Annotated in this window: 18 protein-coding genes and 3 tRNA genes; all 21 read right to left on the bottom strand. The window is 60.3% G+C overall.

The genetic code is table 11. The annotated features are described in order from the left end of the window. Positions 1-4 precede the first annotated feature (4 nt). Positions 5-778 (bottom strand): HpcH/HpaI aldolase family protein, encoded by a 774-nt coding sequence (locus IB252_RS05790; RefSeq protein WP_192407352.1) that lies wholly within the window; start codon positions 776-778, stop codon positions 5-7. Beyond that, positions 772-2,637 (bottom strand): IucA/IucC family protein, encoded by a 1,866-nt coding sequence (locus IB252_RS05785; RefSeq protein WP_412548159.1) that lies wholly within the window; start codon positions 2,635-2,637, stop codon positions 772-774. Before IB252_RS05785 ends, IB252_RS05790 begins: the two co-directional genes overlap by 7 nt. A gap of 25 nt (positions 2,638-2,662) precedes the next feature. Continuing rightward, entirely contained in the window at positions 2,663-4,090 is a 1,428-nt protein-coding gene (locus IB252_RS05780; RefSeq protein WP_192407600.1) for a DHA2 family efflux MFS transporter permease subunit, read from the bottom strand. Next, positions 4,087-5,298: a type III PLP-dependent enzyme gene (locus tag IB252_RS05775; protein WP_192407350.1), complete on the bottom strand. Its 1,212-nt coding sequence runs from the start codon at positions 5,296-5,298 to the stop codon at positions 4,087-4,089. The genes IB252_RS05780 and IB252_RS05775 overlap by 4 nt, the downstream gene beginning before the upstream one ends. After that, a complete protein-coding gene (locus tag IB252_RS05770) occupies positions 5,291-7,075 on the bottom strand; it encodes an IucA/IucC family protein (RefSeq protein WP_192407349.1) in 1,785 nt (594 codons plus the stop codon). The genes IB252_RS05775 and IB252_RS05770 overlap by 8 nt, the downstream gene beginning before the upstream one ends. 213 nt (positions 7,076-7,288) lie before the next feature. Beyond that, the gene (locus tag IB252_RS05765; RefSeq protein WP_192407599.1) at positions 7,289-8,665 is read right to left on the bottom strand and encodes a diaminobutyrate--2-oxoglutarate transaminase; all 1,377 of its coding nucleotides are present in this window, start codon (positions 8,663-8,665) and stop codon (positions 7,289-7,291) included. Between the two features lie 355 nt (positions 8,666-9,020). Next, positions 9,021-11,444 (bottom strand): TonB-dependent receptor, encoded by a 2,424-nt coding sequence (locus IB252_RS05760; RefSeq protein WP_192407347.1) that lies wholly within the window; start codon positions 11,442-11,444, stop codon positions 9,021-9,023. A 67-nt stretch (positions 11,445-11,511) separates the two neighbouring features. Continuing rightward, positions 11,512-12,462, bottom strand: coding sequence for a FecR domain-containing protein (locus IB252_RS05755; protein ID WP_192407345.1), 951 nt, complete (start codon positions 12,460-12,462; stop codon positions 11,512-11,514). Next, a complete protein-coding gene (locus IB252_RS05750; RefSeq protein ID WP_192407343.1) occupies positions 12,459-12,968 on the bottom strand; it encodes a sigma-70 family RNA polymerase sigma factor in 510 nt (169 codons plus the stop codon). Before IB252_RS05750 ends, IB252_RS05755 begins: the two co-directional genes overlap by 4 nt. A gap of 392 nt (positions 12,969-13,360) precedes the next feature. Beyond that, positions 13,361-13,437: transfer RNA gene (locus tag IB252_RS05745), tRNA-Asp, on the bottom strand. Between the two features lie 93 nt (positions 13,438-13,530). Continuing rightward, positions 13,531-13,607: transfer RNA gene (locus IB252_RS05740), tRNA-Asp, on the bottom strand. Between the two features lie 55 nt (positions 13,608-13,662). Next, positions 13,663-13,738: transfer RNA gene (locus IB252_RS05735), tRNA-Val, on the bottom strand. Positions 13,739-13,897: 159 nt separating this feature from the next. Next, entirely contained in the window at positions 13,898-14,674 is a 777-nt protein-coding gene (locus tag IB252_RS05730) for an SDR family oxidoreductase (protein ID WP_008145603.1), read from the bottom strand. Continuing rightward, complete coding sequence (locus IB252_RS05725; protein WP_046047729.1) at positions 14,671-15,882, bottom strand: O-succinylhomoserine sulfhydrylase; 1,212 nt, start codon at positions 15,880-15,882, stop codon at positions 14,671-14,673. Before IB252_RS05725 ends, IB252_RS05730 begins: the two co-directional genes overlap by 4 nt. A 65-nt stretch (positions 15,883-15,947) precedes the next feature. Further along, on the bottom strand, positions 15,948-17,453 hold the full coding sequence (gene purF, locus IB252_RS05720; RefSeq protein ID WP_008145601.1) for an amidophosphoribosyltransferase: 1,506 nt from the start codon (positions 17,451-17,453) through the stop codon (positions 15,948-15,950). 41 nt (positions 17,454-17,494) lie between these two features. Continuing rightward, entirely contained in the window at positions 17,495-18,055 is a 561-nt protein-coding gene (locus IB252_RS05715; protein ID WP_008145596.1) for a CvpA family protein, read from the bottom strand. A gap of 98 nt (positions 18,056-18,153) precedes the next feature. Further along, complete coding sequence (locus tag IB252_RS05710; RefSeq protein ID WP_111450529.1) at positions 18,154-18,813, bottom strand: SPOR domain-containing protein; 660 nt, start codon at positions 18,811-18,813, stop codon at positions 18,154-18,156. Next, entirely contained in the window at positions 18,797-20,104 is a 1,308-nt protein-coding gene (gene folC / locus IB252_RS05705; RefSeq protein ID WP_192407342.1) for a bifunctional tetrahydrofolate synthase/dihydrofolate synthase, read from the bottom strand. The genes IB252_RS05710 and folC overlap by 17 nt, the downstream gene beginning before the upstream one ends. Further along, complete coding sequence (gene accD / locus IB252_RS05700; protein ID WP_111450531.1) at positions 20,101-21,021, bottom strand: acetyl-CoA carboxylase, carboxyltransferase subunit beta; 921 nt, start codon at positions 21,019-21,021, stop codon at positions 20,101-20,103. The genes folC and accD overlap by 4 nt, the downstream gene beginning before the upstream one ends. A gap of 182 nt (positions 21,022-21,203) precedes the next feature. Next, positions 21,204-21,824, bottom strand: a complete 621-nt coding sequence (locus IB252_RS05695; RefSeq protein ID WP_111450532.1) for a phosphoribosylanthranilate isomerase — start codon at positions 21,822-21,824, stop codon at positions 21,204-21,206. Between the two features lie 63 nt (positions 21,825-21,887). Next, entirely contained in the window at positions 21,888-22,742 is an 855-nt protein-coding gene (gene truA, locus IB252_RS05690) for a tRNA pseudouridine(38-40) synthase TruA (RefSeq protein ID WP_111450533.1), read from the bottom strand. Positions 22,743-22,845 lie beyond the last annotated feature (103 nt).

Here is a 22,845-nt window from a genome sequence, read left to right as displayed (position 1 = left end):
CCGACTATTTTCCTTCTGCTGAAGTGGCGGCCAATTTGGCCTGGAGGGCACGAAAAGCGATGCCACGCTCGTCACCCAAAACAAAACTTTTTACGCCCCGGCTCAACCACCGTTCGTGGTCGCCAGGCTGACGTGGAATCGCGCAATACGGCACGCCCGCGGCGCTGGCTGCCTGCCAACTGGCGAGCAGCGCTTGCTGCACCTCGGGTCGGTCGATCTGCCAGGGCATGCCCATCGATTGCGACAAGTCGGCGGCCCCTTCGAGGATCAAGTCGAGGCCGGGCACGGCGGCAATCTCTGCCGCCCGCCGCACACCTTCGGCACTTTCGATCATCGCCACGACCATGGTTTGCTCGTTGGCCAGCGCGACGTACTCCGCCAGGCTGTGTTTGCCAAAGGCACCGGGGCGCCCGGCATTCAGGCTGCGGGTACCCTGCGGGTGGTATTTGCAGGCACGAATGCTTTCGGCCAAAGGCTCGGGGCCTTCGATCATCGGCAAGACAATGCCCTGGGCGCCGCCATCGAGCAGGCGCAGCAGGGTTTTCGGGTTGAGGTCCGCCACCCGTACCAACGGGGTCAGCGCGTAACTCTCGGCCGTGCGGATCATGTTCTCCACGGTCTCGGGATTGATCAGCACGTGTTCCATATCGATGATCACAAAATCAAAACCCGCCTCGGCAATCAGTTCGATGGCCGCTGGCGACGGAATCGAGCTGATCAGGCCGTAGGCCGGCTCACCTGTCCTGAGCTTCTGCTTGAGCAGATTGGTCCTCAGCATGATTGCGGCCGGAACGCGTGCAGCGGATTCGGCACAGATTTGAAACGACGTTCGCCGTCGCCCAACAGGCGGCGCTTGGTCAGCTCTTCCACTTCATAGAACGGCGCGAACACATCAAACGCTGCATAACGTGGACGGTGTTGCGGATGTTCAGCCTGGTAAGCAGTGATCACCTCGGCGGTCATTTTCCAGAACAGGGCCTCTTCGAGCTGATAGTGCTGATGCAGGAAGATCGCCATCTCGGCCAGGGCGATGAAAAAGAACGAGTCACAGGAAAAATCCCGGACCGCATCCAGATCGTCGGTGAGGATGAACGAGTTGCGATTGAGCTTGGCGTGGCTGGCGGGCAGCGGCACCAGGGTCGGGCAGAGCTCGGGGCGCCCCAGGTGTTGCGGCGAATAGCGCACGCCGTCATGGAAGTCTTTCAGGGCGATACGTTGCGGCCAGCCCTGCTTCACGATCAAGACGATGTTCTGCCCATGGGACTCCATGCCGATGCCTTCGGCGTAGAGCATGTGAATGATCGGCGACACCGCCACCTGCAACAGTTGACGGGTCCAGGCGTGCAGGCCGTATTGCTTGATCCAGGCATCGATAAACGGGGTCTGTTCACCGCTGCCGTAGCGATTGTCCACGGAGCTCAAGCCATTGAACGGCACCGCTTGTTCGTCGTCTTGCAGGTACTGGTGAATGCTCCCGCGCCACAGGGTGCCCATCGTGCCGTAGGCCTGGGACATCCGCGTGGCGGGCAGGTGATCGTAGTCAAAGCTGACCCCGACGACCTCTCCGAGGACCACAAAGCCAAGGTCGCGGGCGGTGCTGTCGCTGCCGATCAACTGCTGCAACCAGTCGGTGATGATCGGGCCGTTCATCACCGTATGCCGGGCCAGAATTCGGGTGCTGGAGGTGTTGGTCATGCTCAACGCGAGCTTGACGTAAGGCCGCTTTTTCTCAGTGACGTTGGCCAACGTGCGGATCGACTGTTGCGCCTGATAGCGATCATCCGTGGTGCCCAGATGGATCACTTCACCGCTGACCAGTTCTGGGTAGAACACGGGAACAATGATGTTTTCCCACTGCCACGGGTGCACCGGCATCAACCAGTAATCGCCCATCGACTTGCCTTGGTCGGTGAGGCTCTCAGCCAGTTGCTGCCAGCGTTGAAGTCCGAATTCCTGCTGGATAAACACGTTGTAATCCAGGCGCTGCGAGATGTTCATCGCCCCGCAGGTTTTCGCCACTGCCAGCCAGACAATCGCGATGGGCGCGGCAAATTCCGGCCCGTAATTGGCGTTGTCCTTGAGCGAAAAACCGATGCGCGATTTGTAGCAAGGGTGATAGCTGTGGGCGTCCATGAAGTGCTGTTCCAGCGCATCGACATCCATTTGATGGGTTGGCTTGGCCGCTTGATAACCCTGACTGCGCGATTGCAGATCCTTGAGCAGGGTCTGCTCCAGTTCATGGGTGAAGCGAGGTAGATGCGGGCTGTCCTGAAGTTCGCTCAGCAGCTCCGCCAATGCTTGATGAAGGTGCGGCCGACGGCGTGCGCCCAACGCGTCAACGCGTTCGAGACTGGCATAGTCGAGGCGGATCAGCTCGAAGCTTTCGCTGAGCAATCCGCTGCAGTGGTACTCCACCGATTGTTGCTGCGCATCGAAGCCGCTGACGACAAAACGGTACTGGCCGCCATCGAGGGGCGAATGGCGATACGGCAGGACGTTTTCATACAGCAGCGTTTGCAGCAGTTGGCCCACCACGCGCTGTTCCACTTGCTGATAGTGGCGCGGATCGGCCGTCGCCAGCCAGACGCCTGGCGCTGAATCCGCAGCCTGATGTGTTGCCTGTGAAGAAGTCGCCATAGTCATAACCTTGTCCATGAAAGAATTAACGGTGTTCGAGGGCCGAGGGCAGTGCCTCGGCCGGCTCGTCGGATGCGTGAACGGGAAAACGCCAGGCACAGGGCAATGCCAGGAGGATGAGGATGCCGGTGGCCATGAAGACCTCGCTGATCGCCCCCGAGCTGGCCATCGAAACCACCCCACTCCCGGTCTCGGCAGTCAGGCGGAATTCCAGCCACAGGGAGGCAACCACGATGGCCAGCGACGAGACGAGACGACGGGAAATGTTGTTCATCGCCGCGCCTTGCGTGACCATCGGTTCAGGCAGCGCATCGAGCCCGGCGGTGGTGATGGGGATATAGGAAAGGCCCAGCCCGGCGCCGCGGACCATCATCAGGAAAAACACCACACCGATTGAAGCGCCAGCCCCCAGCATGCCCAATCCCAGCGTGGCGCCCCCGGTCAGCAGCAGCCCCCAGAGCACCACGCCGCGCGGGCCGTGTCGGTCCAGCCACTTGCCGCCGAGATGCCCGAACAGGCTGGCGAACATCGCCGTGCACAGCAGCGACAGGCCGGTCCAGATAGCGCTGTAGCCCATCACCACTTGCACCAACAGTGGCAGCAGGACCAGGCATTCGAACATGCCGACCGACTGCACCACCGCGATGATCACGCTCAAGCGATAACCGCGCAGGGCAAAGATGCGCAGGTTAAGCAGCGGCGAAGTCCGGTTCAGTTCCAGTCGAACAAACGCGACCAGACACAGAATCGCCGCCAACAGCATGCCAAGGTTGAGCGGATCAGTGAGGGCTTCGGCATGGCGCAGGCGGCCAACGGCGATCATCAGCAGGCCGATGCCCGTCGCAATCAACAGGTAACCCGCCAGGTCGAAAGGTTTGCGCTCCGATGCTTCAGAAGCCGGCAGCACGCCGACGCCAAGGATCAGCGCCAACAGGCCAATCGGCACATTCATCAGGAACAGCGAGCGCCAACTGAACCACTCCAGCATCAGGCTCCCGCACAAGGGCCCCAATGCCGGCGCCAGCATGACCGCCGCGCCCCACAGGCCGGTGACCCTGCCCCGCTCGCCCTTGGCGTACACCGAAAAAATGATCGCCAGGGACAGCGGAATCATCAGCCCACTGGCGATGCCTTGCACCACGCGTGCGGCAATCACCAGCGCGATGGAATTGGCCAGCGCCCCCAGCAGCGAACCGCAGACAAACAACGCCACGCCCCACAAATAGAGGGATTTGCGCCCCATCCGCTGGCTGAGAAAACTGGTGAGCGGCATGGTCATGCCCATGCTCACCATGAACGCCGCCACAATCCAGGTGGCCAACAGCGGGCCAATCTCAAAGGCCTCCATGAACGCCGGCAACGCCGGATTCAATGAGCTGTTGTTCAGGCTGACCGTCAGCGTGCCCAACAGCACATTGACCACCACCAACCAGCGCGGCACGGCGAACGTCAATCCCACGGTGCGACTCCGGCCTGTTGTACAAACACCTGCGGCGGTCGCGGATGACAGAGGAAATCGGCGTGGGAAATGTTGTAGCCATAAGCACCCGCCAGGGGCAGCACCAGCATGTCGCCGATCTCCACGTCCGTGAGCGGGCAATCGCGACTCAGCACATCCTTGGGCGTGCAGAGTTGCCCAACGACGGTCCACTCCTGTTGTGGCGCCGTTGAAGTGACGCGATGCCGGGGCAGATGAATGACCGGGTGATCATGGCCCTGGGCAACCGGCAAACGGAACTGATGCGTGCCGCCACGACAGACCAGGAAGTGCTTGCCGTGACTGGTTTTCCTGTCCAGCACTTCAATGGCGTAATAACCGCAGAAGGCGCTGATGAAACGACCAGGCTCAAAGCGCACGATGGGCGCATCGGTACACGCTGCAAGGGACTGGCCCAAGTGCGCGCACAAGCGCTGCCAATCGAATTGCTGCGGCCCGAGGTAATTGACCCCGATGCCACCGCCCACATTGAGGTGAGTGATCGCCGCGGGATCGACCGACAGCGCTTTCCATTGCGGCCAGCGCTGCAGGTACAGATCGAGCAATTGTTCATGGCGTTCCACCAGCGACTGATGGGACATCGCATGCACATGAAAGCCCTTGAGCCGCAGGTGACTGGCGTTATCGACCCAGCTGACCGCCTGAGCCAGTTCCGCTTCATCGATCCCGAACGGTGTGGCCGTGCCGGCCATCGCCAGTTTGCTGGAGAGCGGCGACGGCAGTTCAGGGTTGATCCGTAGCAATACGTCTTGCACGCGCCCCGCTTCCAGTGCCAGCCGTTGCAGGCGGACGATTTCATTCAGGCTTTCGATGTGAATCGCTTCGACCTGGTGTTGCAGCGCCGAACGCAGATCGGAGTCCAGTTTGCCAGGGCCGGAGAAGATGAATGGTTTGCGCGTCGGGCAGGCCTGAAGACGATCGATCTCACCGCCGGAGGAAATCTCGAAGCCGTGCACCAACGGCGCCACAGCGGCGAGGATTTGCGGCTCGCTGTTGGCCTTGATCGCGTAGTAAAGCTCTACGCCTTCAGGCAGCGCCGCCATCACCTGCGTCACGTGCTGCTTCAACGCGTCCAGATCATAGACGAACAGCGCCAGTGGATCTTCGTGCTGCGTGCGGGCTTCGTCGATGGCGGCCAATACCGCTTCGGGCAGCTTATCCATGCTTGGCCTCCTTGCCCCACGGGGACACCAGACTGACGTAGCTGGCCTGGCGATCGGCCTTGGCCGCCAGGCGCACTTTCAGGTTGGTTTTGCAGGCAATCGGCTGACCGGCAATCAGTGCGTCCAACTCTGGCGCAGCGCGGGCCAATTCGACGCGGATGCTGATCAATTGCTGCTCCACCCGTTGCCACATCAGCGGCGCCAGGTGCGGACGCTCCCAACTCAGGGCCAACACAGCCTCGGACAAGTTGTTGACGAACAGGCAATAGACGATGCGGTTCCAGCCTTGCTGGCGGGAATAGAGCAGCGACTCGCGCACCCGTGGATGAACGTCTGCATCGATCCGCGAGGCCCCCAGTTCGTCGGTCAGTTTGACCCCTTCGAAATCCCGCAGCAGCAAGCGTTGTGGACGACCGTTGTCATGCACCAGCACGCTGTTCTGCAAATGCGGTTCCATGACGATGCCGTGGTTGAAGAACAACGCCAGCACTGGCCGTAGCAACAGCGCCTGATAGTCGTCGAACCAGCTCAACAGCTGTTGATCGTCGATGTCATGGCCGTTGAACCGGCTCAGGAACTCATGCACCAACGGTGGTAAATGCAGGCCGCGAGCGAACAATGTACCGGCCATGATGCTGCAGTCGGTGCCGGTGTCGAGGCAGAAGTTCTCCCGCAGGATCGCCCCGGTCTGTTCGCGGAACCAGTGGTTATCGGCTTCGCTGGCCTGTTGCGGCGCCCAGCTCAGGTTGCCCGGCTCGGCGACCACCGAGAGCCCGCCAAGGGTTTCGGGCTGGGTCAATTGGAGGTTACGAAAGACTCGGTCGATCATCAGTGCGCTTTCCAGTTCGTACCAGGCGTTTTTCCTGACGCAGTTGGTGATGCGCACGTTCAGCGAGCCCTTGATGAAAAACTCATGGCCCTCGATGTACCAGGTACGGATGGACGCCGTGGGGTTGGCCATCAGCCCTGTGGCGCCAAGATCGACGATGGCCGCGGATTTCAACAAACGCTGAACCCGACCGTCCTGCATGAACAGCTGGGCCTGAACCGGGTGCATGCAGATAACCGCGTGTCCTGGCCGCGCCTGCGCCTGATCGGCAAAACCGGCCAGCACTTGGGCTTTGCTCAGGCCGTTGGCCCCGACGTTCAATCCTTCCAGCGGCACCTCGAACAGGTGCAACGGCGTGCGGGCCTGGAATTCCGGGGCATAGGTTTCCTGGGCCAGATGAGCTGGCCACAGGCGCGCCTTGGGTGCCGGGTGGTTCGGATGACCAAACCACAAGCCCTGCTCACTGGCGAGGTAACCGCTGAGCGGTGCCGGGTGCTGCCCGTCCATGTTGTGGCCGACGATGGACGCGGTCAGCAACTGGCTTTGCAACACCTGATCCAGCAACTCGTCGTTGCTGGCGCGGGTCATGTGTTCGCACGCCGCGAGCAACTGCTCGACGAACTCGGTGAACCTCAGGCACGACCAGTCGCCCTCGCCACGCCGGGCATAAACGTCCGACAGGTAACGGTGACTGCCCAGACCATCACGGCGGTCCACCATCACAAAGAATTGCTGCTGGTTGGGCAGGCTGATGGTCAGGGGAATACCCTTCCATTCCAGGCCCTCGAGGTAACTGCCCGGGGCGATACCTTGCATCTGCGTCGGCCAACTGTAACTGAGGCAGTTTTCCGGCAAGGCGAACTCTTTGATCAAACAATTAAGCAACGCGCGCGTCGTCGCCAACTCACTGACCATATTCGATAAAACACTGCGATCTGGATGATTCATGGGTGCTCCACAATAGCCCACGAGGCCACTGGACACGTTATATGGCGAAAAAAATTAGTTGCTGATCGACCTGTTTAACAGCCGACGAAACCCCACGTAACGACATCACTTCACTGAACTTTTTTAAACAATCAGACGACCATCAAAGTTACTTGTAGCCCTGTCATCAAACTGCAATTCAGCGAACTGCCAGCGAAACTTCGATTAACTCATTCAAGGGCGCAACTGCAATAACGCTGCCGCCATCGCATTATCAAAACGCTGGATGACTTGCTGGCATTGTTCATCGTCGATAATCAAGGGTGGCAACAAGCGAATGACATTGCCCTTACGTCCGCCGCGTTCCAGCAACAGGCCTTGTTTGAAGCACTGTTGCTGGATGGCCACGGCCAGCGCCGGGTCCGTCGGGAAACGCCCGTGGCGATCAGCCGGCTGGCGCTCATCGACGATCTCGATGCCCAGCATCAGGCCGCGACCGCGCACCTGGCCGAGGGCCGGATAATGCGCCTGCAACTCGACCAATCGGTCCTTGAGCCACTGGCCCTGGCGATCGGCCTGGGCGGCGAGGTTTTGCTGTTGCAACACCTGCAACGTGGCCAGCCCGGCGGCCATGGCCATCTGGTTGCCGCGGAAAGTCCCGGCGTGATTGCCTGGTTCCCAGGCGTCGAATTCACGACGGATGCCCAGCACCGCCATGGGCAAACCGCCACCGACCGCTTTGGACATGACGATCAGGTCCGGCTCGATGTCGGCGTGCTCGAAGGCGAACATCTTGCCGGTGCGGCCGAAACCGGTCTGCACTTCGTCGAGGATCAGCAGGATGCCGTGCTTGCGCGTCACTTCACGGATCGCCCGCAGCCAGCTCACCGGGGCACAGTTGACCCCGCCCTCACCCTGCACCGCTTCAAGGATCACCGCCGCCGGCAGTGACACGCCGCTTTCGACGTCTTCGATGAACTGGGTGAAGTAGTGGGTCAAGGCCTCGACCCCGGTTTCACCGCCAATGCCCAGCGGGCAACGGTATTCGTGGGGGTACGGCATGAACTGCACCCCGGGCATCAGGCTGGCGATGGCATTTTTCGGCGCAGTGTTGCCGGTCAGGGCCAGGGCGCCGTGGGTCATGCCATGGTAGGCCCCGGAGAAACTGATGATGTTGTTGCGCCCGGTGTAGGTCTTGGCCAGTTTCAGCGCGGCCTCCACTGCATCCGCCCCGGACGGCCCGCAAAATTGCAGGCAATAATCACAGCCCTGGTTCGGCAACAGGCTGAGCAAGGTTTCGCTGAAAGCGTCCTTGACCGCGGTGGTCAGGTCCAGGGTGTGCATCGGCAGGCCTGAGGCGAGGAAGCTGTCGAGGCTGGCCATGACGGCCGGATGATTGTGCCCCAGGGCCAAAGTGCCGGCGCCGGCCAGACAGTCGAGGTAAGTATTGCCCTCGACATCCGTCACCCAGAGCCCGTGCGCCTTGGCGATCGCCAGTGGTAACTTGCGTGGATAACTGCGTACATTAGATTCGAACTTGCTTTGTCGAGCCAAATAGTCGGCATTGGTCTTTTGCAAAGGATTAGAGTGCAATACGCCATCATTCAACATCGCTTCACCCTCGTTAAATTCGATATGCAACTTATTCTCATTTGGAGGTTGTTGCAACTAATTCTTACTACCAATTTGGAAATTTACATATAGCGATTTGAACTACTTTAAAAATAATCAGGCACGCAAAAAACCAAGTTAATAAACCTGGTATGAACTCCGGAAGTGCCATGATCTGGCCATGTTCTTGTAATGCAGCTGACAACTTATATATAGGCTACCGACAGATAGCGACTTATACGCAAGTGTCTTGATTGTTCATTAACTGAGGGTTTGCATATGTCCTTCCTCTATACGAATCAGGTCAAGGTCCAACGAATACGCCCCGGTCCCTGGGGCGCATGACAGGGGTAAATCAGAAGTCGACAGTCGCCGAAAGGAGGTAGGTGCGCGGGGTCGACAGTGTCAAGCCAGGCTCACTGTCATCCGAGGCTCCGGCCGAACTCCAGTAGCGCTTGTCCGCCACGTTCTCGACATTGGCACGCAGGGTGATGTTCTTTTCCTCGACCTTGAACGCGTAGCGTGCGCCCACGTCGAAACGCTCCCAGGAGTCGATTTCCTTAACGTTGGACTGGTCCAGATACTGCGAGCTCGAATAGATGCCACGGCTGGTCAGGGTCAGGCCCTGTACAGTCGGCACGTCCCACTCGGCGCCCAGGTTCACGTTGTATTTCGGCGTGGCCGGTGCCCGGTTGCCGTCGAAGGTGCCATTGGTGGTGTCCTTCAACTCGCTGTCGATGTACATGACACCGCCGAGCAGACGGAAACCATCGAGCGGTTCACCGAACACACTCAATTCCACACCGGTGTTCTCACGCTTGCCGTTCGGGCCGAAGACGCGCGTGATGGCATTGGTCTCGTAAGCCGGCTGCTTGATCCGGAACACGGCGGCGGTGACGGCGAACGGACCGGCGTCATACTTGGCACCGACCTCGACCTGGCGGCTGATGAACGGCGGGAAGATCTCGTCCTCGTTCACTGAGGTAGACGGTGCGATCTTGCCCTGGCTCAGGCCTTCCATATAGTTGGCATACAGCGACAGCTTGTCGGTCGCCTTGAACAGGATGCCGCCTGACGGCGAAACCTTTTCCTCGTCGTAGCCGGTGTCGCCTCTGACGTTATCGGTCCAGTCGTCAACCTTCACGCGCTGCCAGCGGGCGCCGAGGGTCAGCAGCAGCCGGTCATCGAAGAAACCCAGGGTGTCGGACAACGCCACACCGGTGGAACGGTTTTCGGTATAGACCTCCGAATCCTGTCGCGTGGGCCTGACCGGCGTTGGTGTTACCACGGGGTTATAGATGTTGCTGTTGGCCGCGGCATAACGGGCGCCGCCGTTTTCAAAGTCCATGTAGTAATAGCTGGCGGCCAGGTTGACTTCATGGCTGACCGGGCCGGTATGGAACCAGTTGCGCACACCCGCCGTGGCCGTCCGGACATTTTCGTCACGGGTGAAGTCACGCGGTTGAACGCTGAAATTGCCGGCGTCGTTGGTGACCGAAACGGCATGTCGGAGGAAGTCATGATTACTTTTACGCGCGCCCACGCCGCCATACAGCATGACGGAATCGTTGACATCGAATTCAGCGTTCACCATGCCGAACGTGTCGTTGGTACTCGCCTTGCTCCAGGGCTGCGCATAATTGCGGCGCACATCGCTGGCATGCGGAACCTGCGCGTTAGGGCCAACCTGTACGCGTTCCTGCGGGGCGTCGGTATCACGTTCGGTGCGCCCGATGTCCGTCGAGAGCCTTAGGCGTTCACCGCGAAAATCCAGGCCCAGCACGGCCATCTCGCGGTCGACATTCTGGTGATCCCATTCGGTGTCGCCAGACTGCTTCACGCCGTTGAAACGAAGACCGAACTTGTTGTCTTCACCGAAGCGCCGGCCGACATCCACGGCACCGCCGACCTGGCTGTCGGACGCGTAACTGCCGGTGAATGAAGTGATGGGCTTGTCGGTCGCGCGCTTGGGCACCACGTTGATCCCTCCACCCACGCTGCCCCGCGGCGAGATGCCGTTGATGAGCTGGCTCGGGCCTTTGAGGACGTCGACGCGGTCGGCCATCTCCATGTCGATCGTATAGGTCGGCAGGACGCCGTAGAGGCCGTTGTAGGAAACATCACTGTTGAACAGGCTCAACCCTCGAATGGTGAACTGCTCATAGCGCCCACCCGCCGGGTTGGTAACGCGAACCGAAGGATCGTTGGCGATCACGTCGCCCAAGGTGCGCGCCTGCTGGTTTTTGACCACCTCACTGGTGTAGGTGGTCATGCTGAACGGCGTCTCCATAAAGTCTTTCGAGCCCAGCAGGCCCTGTGAACCGCGGCGCGCGACCTGACCGCCGACATACGGATCGCCGTGTTCCGAGTCAGTGGCACCGACAATCGAGGTGGCGCCCAGTTGCAGGCTGCCGCCTTCTGGCGCCGGGGTCAGGATGTACGCCTCTTCGCCTACCGGCTGCAGTTGCAGACCGGAACCCTGCAACAGTCGGGCAAAGCCCTCCTCGACCGCGTATTCGCCGGAAAGTCCAGGGCTGGTGCGACTGCCCACCAGTGCCGGGTCCACTGACAGATTGACCCCGGCCAACCCAGCGAAACGGGTCAGCGCTGCACTGAGGCTTCCTGCCGGCACCTGGTAACTGCGTCGAGGCGCGTCTTCGGCCCAACCGGCAGTGATGAACAACGGACAGGCACTCAGACTCAGCATCAGACTCAAGTGCAACAACGGGCGCAGCCTGGAAGAACCCAGACGCGGACTGCAGGGCATCACTACGGGCATTGAGAATCTCTCTGATTTCGTTTCACTTGCCCTGAATGACAAGCGACGCGAAAAAAGGGGACACACCTCAAACACTATTTTTGCGCGGCAGCAACGTGACCCAGTAGCGGGTTCGCCTATGCACCTCCAGCGGCAAGCTGGCCGCCAGCAACGTCAGGATGCGATCGGTGTCTTCCAGACGGAAACTGCCGGTGACGCGCAGGGATTCCAGTTCCGGTTCCCAGCGCAACAGTCCCGGACGATAGGTGCTGAGCTCGCGCAGAAAATCGCCCAGGGGCTGGTTCTGTGCCATCAACACGCCGTCGCGCCAGCCTGGGGCTAGCACATCGAAAGGTTCGGCGCGTCCGGCTCCCATCGCCTGAAGGCCGACTTGCTGGCCTGCGCGCAATGAAAAGACCGGTCCGCGCAAAGGCTGCAACTGCACCGAGCCTTTAAGCACTGACACCTTGCACCCCGCCTGCCCCTGACGAACGCACACTTCGCTCTGACTGACGACCACTTGCCCGAAGTGCGTCTGGACCGTCAGTGGCGATGTGCCGGGCACATTCAGCGCTATTTCGCCTTCCACGAGTGTCAGTCGCCGATTCTTCAGGTCGATATCGACGGCACTCGCGGTATTCAATTGCAGCAAGCTGCCATCCGCCAACTGGACCTTTTTATCCTCCCCGGTCGCGGTTCGCAGGTCAGCGCGCCAGACGTCCAGAGGTAGCTGCCGACTGATCAGCCAAGCGGTTGGCACCAGCGCCACCGCGCCGACGGCGCGCTTGAGCACCATGCGCCGACTCGTCTGCGGCCGATCCAGGCTGGCCATGGCCAGTGCCGATGGCAGGTCGGCAAAGCGTTGGCGCAAGAGCTGGGCTTTCTGCCAGGCCTGTTCATGACTGGGATGGCTGTCACGCCAGTGCTGCAGATTGGCACGATCGCGCTCGTTGGCGGCGCCTGACTCCATGAGTGCCAGCCATTGAGCGGCAGCCCGCACGACTTGCCGGGCTTCAGCCGAAGGGGTCGAACCGATCACATTTGCACCAGCAGGCAATGTTCATAGGCTTGCGCCATGTAGCGCTTGATCGTGCGCTCAGAGACGTGCAGGCGTTCAGCAATCTCGTGATAACCCAACCCCTCCAACTGGCTCCAGAGAAACGCTCTTCGCACCGCAGTCGGCAATCCATCGAGCAATTCATCCAGGGCTTGCAGGGTTTCCAGCAGTAGCCAGCGTTGCTCGGGAGACGGCATGCAGTCATCAGGCAGCAGCGCCAGCGCACTGAGGTAGGCCTGTTCCAGGCTGCGGCGCTTATAAAAATTGGTGAGCAATCGCTTACCGACCGTCGCCAGATAGGCGCGGGGTTCTTGCAGGTCAGCGATGTGCTGGGAGCTGGCGAGTAAACGCACGAACGTATCCTGGCTCAAGTCCGCCGCATCATGGCCATTGCTCATGCGTCTTCTCAACCAGCTTTCGAGCCAGCCACGATGGTCGCGGTACAGGTCGTGGAAGGTTTGCGCCGCCGGCATCGCTGCATCACTCATCTAAAGGAACCCTGCGCGAAGAAATATTTTAAATGCGACTCATTCTAATTAGTGTTGATACGTCAAACCAAGCGCTTTATGCGTTTTGTCCCCAGGAAAAACTTGAATACGTGAATGAGAGACAGGTGTTTCTGCCACGCAGCCACCGGCAAGTCAGGGCTGAGCGCTATTGAGGGAAATTGTCGAGAAGAGTAAGAATTCGATACAAGGCCGCATGTGGCTGGCAGATACGAATACCCATGGTTGCGGGGGCCAGGAGAAAAGCCAAATCACAGGCACAAAAAACCCCGGTCTTTCGACCAGGGTCTTTGCTATCGACTCGAAGTAGACACTGGCTTTACCAGCAGCTTTCTTCGTAGCTCCAAGGCGCTCAGTGGGCCTTGAGGCAGATATGGCGCAGCGGACGGGACTCGAACCCGCGACCCCCGGCGTGACAGGCCGGTATTCTAACCGACTGAACTACCGCTGCGTATCGCTTTGGACTTGCGTCCAAGTAACTCGTCTGACTGAAAGCTTCGAGGCTTTCAATCTCGAACCAGAACAAACTCTGATTCGGAAAATATGGCGCAGCGGACGGGACTCGAACCCGCGACCCCCGGCGTGACAGGCCGGTATTCTAACCGACTGAACTACCGCTGCGCGTCGGTGGAGGCTTTTAAAAGCTTCCATCTTGCTTTCGCAAGACTCTCGGAAGTGGTGGGTGATGACGGGATCGAACCGCCGACATTCTGCTTGTAAGGCAGACGCTCTCCCAGCTGAGCTAATCACCCGTTTGCATCTCCGAGGCCGCGAAATTTACGCAGGTACCGAAGCTAAGTCAATACCCCGCTTGAAGTTTTTCTGAAAAAGACAAAATCATGTCATTTCCCGCAGCGCTGCCAATGGCCGCCTGCAACCTCAAGCCGCCGCTGTCGCGGCCCCTGCTCGAATTACTCGCTGTAAATCATCTTCTTGGTCATGCCGCCATCGACCACGAACTCCTGGCCTGTGACAAAACCGGCGTTCTTCGACAACAGCCAGGCGACCATCGCCGCCACATCCTCGACCGTCCCTACCCTGCCCGCCGGATGCTGGGCATGATCGGCATCGGTCAGAGGCTCGGCACGACGTGCGGAGGGATCCCGTGCATCGATCCAGCCCGGGCTGACCGCATTGACGCGGATTTCCGGCCCGAGGCTGATCGCCAAGGCATGAGTCAGGGCCAACAGACCGCCCTTGCTGGCCGCATAAGCCTCGGTGTCGGGTTCCGACTGCCCGGCGCGGGTCGAGGCCAGGTTGACGATCGCGCCGCTGTGAGCGCGCAGATACGGCGCACAGTGCTTGGCCAACAGCATCGGCCCACTGAGATTCACCGCCAGCACCCGATTCCAGTACGCCAGATCGAGGCTTTCAAGGGTGATGTTGTGCGGATCGGCAACCGCTGCGTTGCACACCAGCGCATCCAGACGCCCGAACTGCCCCAGCACTTCGGCGACGCCCAATGCCACCTGCCCTTCGTTCGAGACGTCCATGGCGATGAACCAGGCGTTGTCGCCAAGCACCTTCGCCACTTTCGAACCGCGCACTCGATCGAGATCAGTCAGCACCACCTGCCAGCCTTCGCTGATCAGCCAGGCCGAGATCCCCAGACCAATGCCCCGCGCAGCACCCGTGACCAGTGCAACTCGGCCGTTGGTGCCAGTGCCTGGCGTGGACAACTCGATCACAAGGCAGCCAACCCGCGCGCCAGATCGGCTTGCAGGTCTGCCACGTCTTCCAGGCCGACCGCGATGCGGATCAGGCTGTCACGAATGCCCGCCGCTTCACGCTCTTGCGGCGCCAGACGGCCGTGAGAGGTGGTGCTTGGGTGCGTAATGGTGGTTTTGCTGTCACCGAGGTTGGCGGTGATGGAAATCAGACGGGTCGCATCGATGAAACGCCAGGCGCCCTCTTTGCCGCCCTTGACCTCGAAACTCACGACCGCACCAAAGCCTTTCTGCTGACGCAGGGCCAGCTCATGCTGCGGATGGCTTTTGAGACCGGCGTAATGGACTTTCTCGATACCTTCCTGCTGCTCCAGCCATTCGGCCAGTTGCTGGGCATTGGCGCAGTGAGCCTTCATGCGCAGGCTCAGGGTTTCCAGGCCCTTGAGGAAGATCCAGGCGTTGAACGGGCTCAGGGTCGGCCCGGCAGTGCGCAGGAAACCGACGACTTCTTTCATCTGCTCGCTGCGACCGGCCACAACACCACCCATGCAACGGCCCTGGCCGTCGATGAACTTGGTCGCCGAGTGCACGACGATGTCCGCGCCCATCTTCAGCGGCTGCTGCAACGCAGGGGTGCAGAAGCAGTTGTCGACCACCAGCATCGCGCCTTTGGCGTGAGCGATTTTCGACAGTTCGGCGATGTCTACCAGCTCTGCCAGCGGATTGGAGGGCGATTCGACGAACAGCAGTTTAGTGTTGGCCTTGATCGCCGCATCCCAGCCGGACAAGTCCGCCAGAGGCACGTAATCGACTTCAATGCCAAAGCGCTTGAAGTACTTCTCGAACAGACTGATGGTCGAACCGAACACGCTGCGCGATACCAGCACGTGATCGCCGGCACTGCACAGGCTCATCACCACCGCCATGATCGCGGCCATGCCGGTCGCCGTGGCCACGGCTTGTTCGGCGCTTTCCAGCGCGGCAATGCGCTCTTCGAACGCACGCACGGTCGGGTTGGTGTAGCGCGAGTAAACGTTGCCCGGCACTTCACCGGCAAAGCGCGCGGCCGCGTCGGCGGCGGTACGGAATACGTAGCTGGAAGTGAAGAACATCGGATCACCGTGTTCGCCTTCCGGCGTGCGGTGCTGACCGGCGCGTACGGCCAGGGTGTCGAACGCTACGCCTTCGAGGTCGCTGTCCAGCCGACCGGCATCCCAATCCTGACTCATGCTGTCACTCCTTGCCTTGCTCTTTTTAGTAGATACAAAACCGGCCCCTCAGGGCCGGTAGTTACTCAGTTGTTATACAGATCAATGATCGCACTGACAGCCTGCGTCTTGACCTTGGAAGCATCGTTACGTGCCTGCTCGATCTTGTTCAGGTAAGCCTCGTCGACGTCGCCGGTGACGTACTGACCGTCGAACACCGCGCAATCGAACTTCTCGATCTTGATCTTGCCGCCACCAACCGCTTCGATCAAGTCAGGCAAGTCCTGATAGATCAACCAGTCAGCGCCGATCAGATCAGCCACGTCCTGGGTCGAACGGTTATGGGCGATCAACTCGTGAGCGCTCGGCATGTCGATGCCGTAGACGTTCGGGTAACGAACGGCCGGTGCTGCGGAGCAGAAGTAGACGTTCTTGGCGCCGGCTTCCCGGGCCATCTGGATGATCTGCTTGCAGGTGGTGCCGCGAACGATGGAGTCGTCCACCAGCATCACGTTCTTGCCGCGGAATTCCAGCTCGATGGCGTTGAGCTTCTGGCGTACGGATTTTTTCCGTGCAGCCTGGCCCGGCATGATGAAGGTCCGGCCGATGTAGCGGTTCTTCACGAAGCCTTCGCGGAACTTGACGCCCAAGTGGTTCGCCAACTCCAGGGCCGCGGTGCGGCTGGTATCCGGAATCGGGATGACAACGTCGATGTCGTGGTTCGGACGCTCGCGCAGAATCTTCTCGGCGAGTTTCTCGCCCATGCGCAGGCGTGCCTTATAGACCGACACGCCGTCGATGATCGAATCCGGACGCGCCAGATAGACGTGTTCGAAGATGCACGGGGTCAGGGACGGGTTGGTCGCACACTGACGGGTGTGCAGCTTGCCGTCTTCAGTGATGTAGACCGCTTCGCCCGGCGCCAGGTCGCGAATCAGGGTAAAACCGAGCACGTCCAGGGAAACGCTTTCGGAGGCGATCATGTACTCGACGCCTTCGTCGGTATGACGCTGACCGAAGACGATCGGGCGGATGCCGTGCGGGTCGCGGAAACCGACGATGCCGTAACCGGTCACCATCGCCACAACCGCGTAACCACCGACGCAACGGTTGTGCACGTCAGTAACAGCCGCGAACACGTCTTCTTCGGTCGGCTGCAACTTGCCGCGCTGGGCCAGTTCGTGAGCGAACACGTTGAGCAGCACTTCCGAATCGGAGTTGGTGTTGACGTGGCGCAGGTCAGATTCGTAAATCTCCTTGGCCAGCTGTTCAACGTTGGTCAGGTTACCGTTGTGCGCCAGGGTGATGCCGTAAGGCGAGTTGACGTAAAACGGTTGGGCTTCGGCCGAAGTCGAACTGCCCGCGGTCGGGTAACGCACATGGCCAATACCCATGTGACCGACCAGGCGCTGCATGTGACGCTGATGGAACACGTCACGTACCAGGCCATTGTCCTTGCGCAGGAATAACCGGCCATCATGGCTGGTCACGATACCGGCAGCGTCCTGGCCGCGGTGCTGGAGGACGGTTAGCGCGTCATACAGCGCCTGATTGACGTTCGACTTACCGACGATACCGACGATGCCACACATGCGACGCAACCCCTACTTAATGGATCTGAACTGAACACAACTCACTGAGGCGTTTTGGCCATCGGCAAGAGGTGCTCCTTGAACGGTATCTCAGCGGGTACGCTGATACCGCTGGCAAGCCACTGACTGCTCCACCCCAGAATCAGGTTTTTGGACCAGTCTGCAACCAATAGAAATTTTGGCACGAGCTGTGACTCTTTCCACCACCCGTCCTGCTGTACCGGCCCCAGGCTCAACAGCCCGACCGCCACGACCACCAGCAACACGCCACGCGCGGCGCCGAAGGCCATGCCGAGGAATCGATCGGTCCCGGACAGCCCGGTGACGCGAACCAATTCGCCGATAAGATAATTGATCATCGCGCCTACGATTAACGTGGCGACAAACATGATGGCACAGCCCGTGATCACACGGGCCGACGGCGTTTGGATGTATCCGGCGAGGTACTCGGACAATGAACCACCGAACATCCAGGCGACGACTCCTGCGATGATCCAGGTCACCAGCGACAGTGCTTCTTTGACAAAGCCGCGGCTCAGACTGATCAATGCGGAGATGGCGACGATTGCAACGATCGCCCAGTCAACCCAGGTAAATGGCACAGTGCAGCCTACAGACGGATAAGGCGGCGCATTTTAGCAGAGCGCATGGCTGTCGGTAAGCTGCGATTGTCAGTGCATTTCAAATCAGGTCGATAGTTTTAGCCACGCTCAGGCTGGAAACGCACCACAAAACCCTTGAGGTTCTGCTGGCGGCTCAACAAGTCACGCAGACGATCGGCTTCTGCCCGCTCGATCAGCGGCCCGACAAACACCCGATTCTTGCCGTCGGCAGTACGAATGTAGGCGTTGTAGCCTTGGCTGCGCAGGGATTTCTGCAGGCTTTCTGCACTTGCACGGCTCGACAGGCTGGCCAGTTGCACCGACCAACTGACCGACAGGCCATTGGCATCGACGCGGCTTTGGGTCGTGTCCGGCTTGCCCGGTGCAGCCGTGATGGGCTGGCCAGGTGCAACCGTTGGTTTGTTGACCGGCGCAGGTGCTGGCGCGACCGGTTTGGCGGCAGGCGCAGGCGCCACCGGCGCACTCGGGGCAATCGCTGTCGACGGTGCTTCTTGCTGAGCGATTTCATCATCACTCGGCACAGGTTCCTGAGGCAGCGCTTGCGGCTCAGGCACCACCACCGGATCGACCTGAACTGGCGGCACCGCAGGCGCTTGCGGCGCAGCCGGGGCGTCAACCGTCACTTGACGCTGTTCATCCTGACGGGAAAACAGCATCGGCAGGAAAATCACCGCCAGCGCTACCAGAACCAGGGCGCCGACCATGCGCTGTTTGTATGCCTTATCCAGCAATGCCATTTGCCGCTTCCTCCGTGGAGCGCCGGGCCAGCCATTCGAGGGCCTCGGCGACACAATAAAATGATCCGAACAACAGAATCTCGTCGTCGCTCGTCGCCAGCGCGCACTGCCCTTCCAGGGCGGCGGCCACGCTGTCATAGGATGTTACCGAGGCGCCAAGGTTGCGCAACGCCGCGTGCAAATCGGCAACCGGGCGTGCTCGCGGTGAATCCAGCGGCGCGACGGCCCAATGCTGGACACTAGCATTCAATTCACCGACAACACCATCCAGATCCTTGTCTGCCAACAGTCCGAACACTGCCAGACGCTTGCCAGCCGGTGGACGGCTGGCCAGACGGCGAGCCAGATACTCTGCCGCATGGGGGTTATGCCCCACGTCCAGCAACAGGTTCAGGCGCTTGCCCTGCCAGTCAAACTGACGGCGATCGAGGCGACCGACCACCCGTGTGGCTTTCAGCGCAGCAATAATGTGGGCATCCACCCAAGGCAACCCGAGCAACAGGTAAGCCTGCAACGCCAGCGCGGCGTTTTCCATCGGCAGATCGAGCAACGGCAGATCATGCAGCTCAACCACACGCCCTTGAGCGTCAAGACCGCGCCATTGCCAGTTGTGATCGGTGATGCCGAGGTCGAAATCGCGCCCACGCAGGAAAAACGGGCAATTGAGCTCGCGCGCTTTATCCAGCAGAGGCTGTGGAGGATTCAGGTCGCCACACAGCGCAGGCGCGCCCTGGCGGAAGATGCCGGCCTTTTCGAACGCTACGGATTCACGGGTATCGCCCAGATAGTCCGCGTGATCGACACCGATGCTGGTGACCAGCGCCATGTCGGCATCGACCACATTGACCGTGTCCAGACGCCCGCCCAGCCCGACTTCCAGCACCACTGCATCGAGACTGGCGTTTTGAAACAGCCAGAACGCCGCGAGGGTGCCCATTTCGAAGTACGTCAGGGATGTGTCGCCACGCCCCGCCTCGACCGCAGCAAAGGCTTTGCACAGCTCGGCATCAGTGGCTTCGACACCATTGACCTGCACCCGCTCGTTGTAACGCAGCAGGTGCGGAGAATTGTAGACACCGACGCTCAGGCCCTGCGCCCGCAGCAACGAAGCCACGAATGCGCAGGTAGAACCTTTGCCGTTGGTGCCGGTGACCGTAATCACCCGAGGCGCCGGCTTGCCCAGTCCCATGCGGGACGCTACCTGTTGCGAGCGCTCCAGGCCCATGTCGATGGCTGAAGGGTGCAACTGCTCAAGGTAGGCGAGCCACTCGCCAAGGGTACGTTCGATCATAGGTTGGCGGGTACCGGTGGAACCACGATTGGCTCGATTGGCGCGGCGACGAATTTCGGCGTCGGCAGGCCCATCATTTGTGCCAGCAGATTGCCCAGACGCGGACGCAGTTCCTGGCGGTGGATGATCATGTCGATCGCACCGTGTTCCAGCAGGAATTCGCTGCGCTGGAAGCCTTCCGGCAGTTTTTCACGCACGGTCTGCTCGATCACGCGCGGACCGGCGAAGCCGATCAGGGCTTTCGGCTCACCGACAATCACGTCGCCGAGCATCGCCAGACTGGCGGAAACACCACCGTAGACCGGGTCGGTCAGCACGGAGATGAACGGAATGCCTTCTTCACGCAGACGCGCCAGCACCGCAGAGGTCTTGGCCATTTGCATCAGAGAAATCAGGGCTTCCTGCATCCGCGCACCGCCGGAAGCGGCGAAGCAGATCATCGGGCAACGGTTTTCCAACGCGTAGTTGGCAGCGCGAACAAAACGCTCACCAACGATGGCGCCCATCGAACCACCCATGAAGGAGAATTCAAAGGCCGACACCACGACCGGCATGCCCAACAGAGAGCCGCTCATGGAGATCAGGGCGTCTTTTTCGCCGGTCTGCTTCTGCGCAGCGCTCAGACGATCCTTGTACTTCTTGCCGTCGCGGAACTTCAGACGGTCAACCGGCTCCAGGTCCGCGCCCAGTTCGGCACGGCCTTCAGCGTCAAGGAAGATATCAATGCGGGCGCGTGCGCCGATACGCATGTGGTGGTTGCACTTGGGGCAAACGTCCAGGGTCTTTTCCAGCTCCGGACGATACAGCACAGCCTCGCAAGACGGGCATTTGTGCCAAAGACCTTCAGGCACCGAGCTCTTCTTGACCTCGGAACGCATGATCGAAGGGATCAGTTTGTCTACTAACCAGTTGCTCATGCTTTCTTTCTCCAGTACCGGCGGCCCGAACACTCTGGTTCGCAGCCCCGCGTATGCCCTTGAGCTAAATTCATGTGTGTGGCGATGATCGATGGGTTGCCGGGTCAGTGAAGCGTGACCTGCGTACACCCCAAAAACCCTCAGCCATGCCTGTGGACGGCGGCAGTGTGCCAGCCGTCACATCAGCTTCCGCGTACCGCTTTGATGAATGCCTGAATCTTTGCGTGATCCTTGATGCCCTTGCTCGCCTCCACCCCGCCGCTGACGTCCACGGCATAAGGCCGAACCCTTGCAATCGCCTCGGCGACGTTGTCCGGCGTCAAGCCACCCGCCAGGATGATCGGCTTGCTCAAGCCTTGCGGTATCAGAGACCAGTCAAACGCTTCACCGGTTCCGCCGGGTACGCCTTCAACGTAGGCGTCGAGCAGGATACCGCTGGCGCCTGGAAACGCATCGCATGCGGCCGCGATGTCGTCACCGGCCTTGACCCGCAGCGCCTTGATGTACGGACGGTGCCAGCCTTCGCACTCGGCCGCGGTTTCGTCGCCATGGAACTGCAACAGGTCCAGCGGCACGGCATCGAGGATTTCCCCCAACTCGCAGCGGCTGGCGTTGACGAACAACCCTACGGTGGTCACGAACGGCGGCAACGCCTCGATGATCGAGCGCGCCTGCTGAAACGTCACGGCCCGAGGGCTTTTGGCGTAGAACACAAATCCGATCGCATCAGCCCCGGCCTCAACCGCCGCCAACGCATCTTCTATGCGGGTAATCCCACAAATCTTGCTGCGAACGGCCGACATGTCGATAGAACCCCAAGGTAAATCCGAGAAAGTCCCGGATGGTAACAAAAGCGTTCGAGGTCGTCAGCCGTCAAGTTCCGAGAAACCGGTCAGGAAGTGCGGCCCGATGTAACGCTCGGGCAATTGGAACTCGTCGCGGTACTCGACCTGCACCAGGTACAGGCCGTACGGGTGCGCCGTCACCCCACCGGAACGGCGAATGCGGCTCTCCAGCACTTCTTTCATCCACTCCACCGGGCGCTCCCCGGCACCGATGGTCATCAGCACGCCAGCAATGTTGCGCACCATGTGGTGCAGGAAGGCGCTGGCGCGGATGTCCAGCACGATCATCTTGCCGTGGCGCGTGACGCGCAGGTGATGCAGTTCCTTGATCGGCGATTTGGCCTGGCACTGGCCGGCACGGAAAGCGCTGAAATCGTGGGTGCCGACCAGGTACTGCGCCGCCTCGGCCATGCGCTCGACGTCTAGCGGACGGTGATTCCAGGTGATTTCTTCGTTCAGGTGCGCCGGGCGGATCTGATCGTTGTAGATCACGTAGCGATAGCGCCGGGCAATGGCCTTGAACCGCGCATGAAAATGCGCCGGCATGACCTTGGCCCAGCTGACACTGACGTCGTGAGGCAAATTGATATTGGCGCCCATGACCCAGGCTTTCATCGAACGCTCGACCTGAGTATCGAAATGCACCACCTGGCCGCACGCATGCACGCCGGCATCCGTACGCCCGGCGCAGAGCAGTGACACCGGTGAGTCGGCGACTTTGGACAAGGCCTTTTCGAGCGTCTCCTGCACGGTGAGTACGCCGGAGGCCTGGCGCTGCCAGCCGCGATAGCGCGAGCCTTTGTATTCAACGCCTAAAGCGATCCGGAAAAAGCCCTCGGCCGCCAGTTCGGCGGCCGGATTATCTATATTTGCCAAGGAGTGACAGCCTGCTGATATACGCAAAGGCGGGCATTATAAGGCTGTCAGGCAGGGACGCCAGAGGCGTATGTTTTTTGTGGCCTTACGTGTCGGGGTTGAT

Origin of the sequence: Pseudomonas sp. PDM10 (assembly GCF_014852295.1) — a bacterium.
Taxonomy (GTDB): domain Bacteria; phylum Pseudomonadota; class Gammaproteobacteria; order Pseudomonadales; family Pseudomonadaceae; genus Aquipseudomonas.
This window is presented reverse-complemented; position numbering and strand designations above follow the sequence as displayed.

Coding starts and splice junctions, on each gene's coding strand:
- IB252_RS05790 (WP_192407352.1), bottom strand. CDS start 778: ATGCTGAGGACCAATCTGCTCAAGCAGAAGCTCAGGACAGGTGAGCCG.
- IB252_RS05785 (WP_412548159.1), bottom strand. CDS start 2,637: ATGGCGACTTCTTCACAGGCAACACATCAGGCTGCGGATTCAGCGCCA.
- IB252_RS05775 (WP_192407350.1), bottom strand. CDS start 5,298: ATGGATAAGCTGCCCGAAGCGGTATTGGCCGCCATCGACGAAGCCCGC.
- IB252_RS05770 (WP_192407349.1), bottom strand. CDS start 7,075: ATGAATCATCCAGATCGCAGTGTTTTATCGAATATGGTCAGTGAGTTG.
- IB252_RS05765 (WP_192407599.1), bottom strand. CDS start 8,665: ATGTTGAATGATGGCGTATTGCACTCTAATCCTTTGCAAAAGACCAAT.
- IB252_RS05760 (WP_192407347.1), bottom strand. CDS start 11,444: ATGCCCGTAGTGATGCCCTGCAGTCCGCGTCTGGGTTCTTCCAGGCTG.
- IB252_RS05750 (WP_192407343.1), bottom strand. CDS start 12,968: ATGAGTGATGCAGCGATGCCGGCGGCGCAAACCTTCCACGACCTGTAC.
- IB252_RS05725 (WP_046047729.1), bottom strand. CDS start 15,882: ATGAGTCAGGATTGGGATGCCGGTCGGCTGGACAGCGACCTCGAAGGC.
- purF (WP_008145601.1), bottom strand. CDS start 17,453: ATGTGTGGCATCGTCGGTATCGTCGGTAAGTCGAACGTCAATCAGGCG.
- IB252_RS05710 (WP_111450529.1), bottom strand. CDS start 18,813: ATGGCATTGCTGGATAAGGCATACAAACAGCGCATGGTCGGCGCCCTG.
- folC (WP_192407342.1), bottom strand. CDS start 20,104: ATGATCGAACGTACCCTTGGCGAGTGGCTCGCCTACCTTGAGCAGTTG.
- accD (WP_111450531.1), bottom strand. CDS start 21,021: ATGAGCAACTGGTTAGTAGACAAACTGATCCCTTCGATCATGCGTTCC.
- IB252_RS05695 (WP_111450532.1), bottom strand. CDS start 21,824: ATGTCGGCCGTTCGCAGCAAGATTTGTGGGATTACCCGCATAGAAGAT.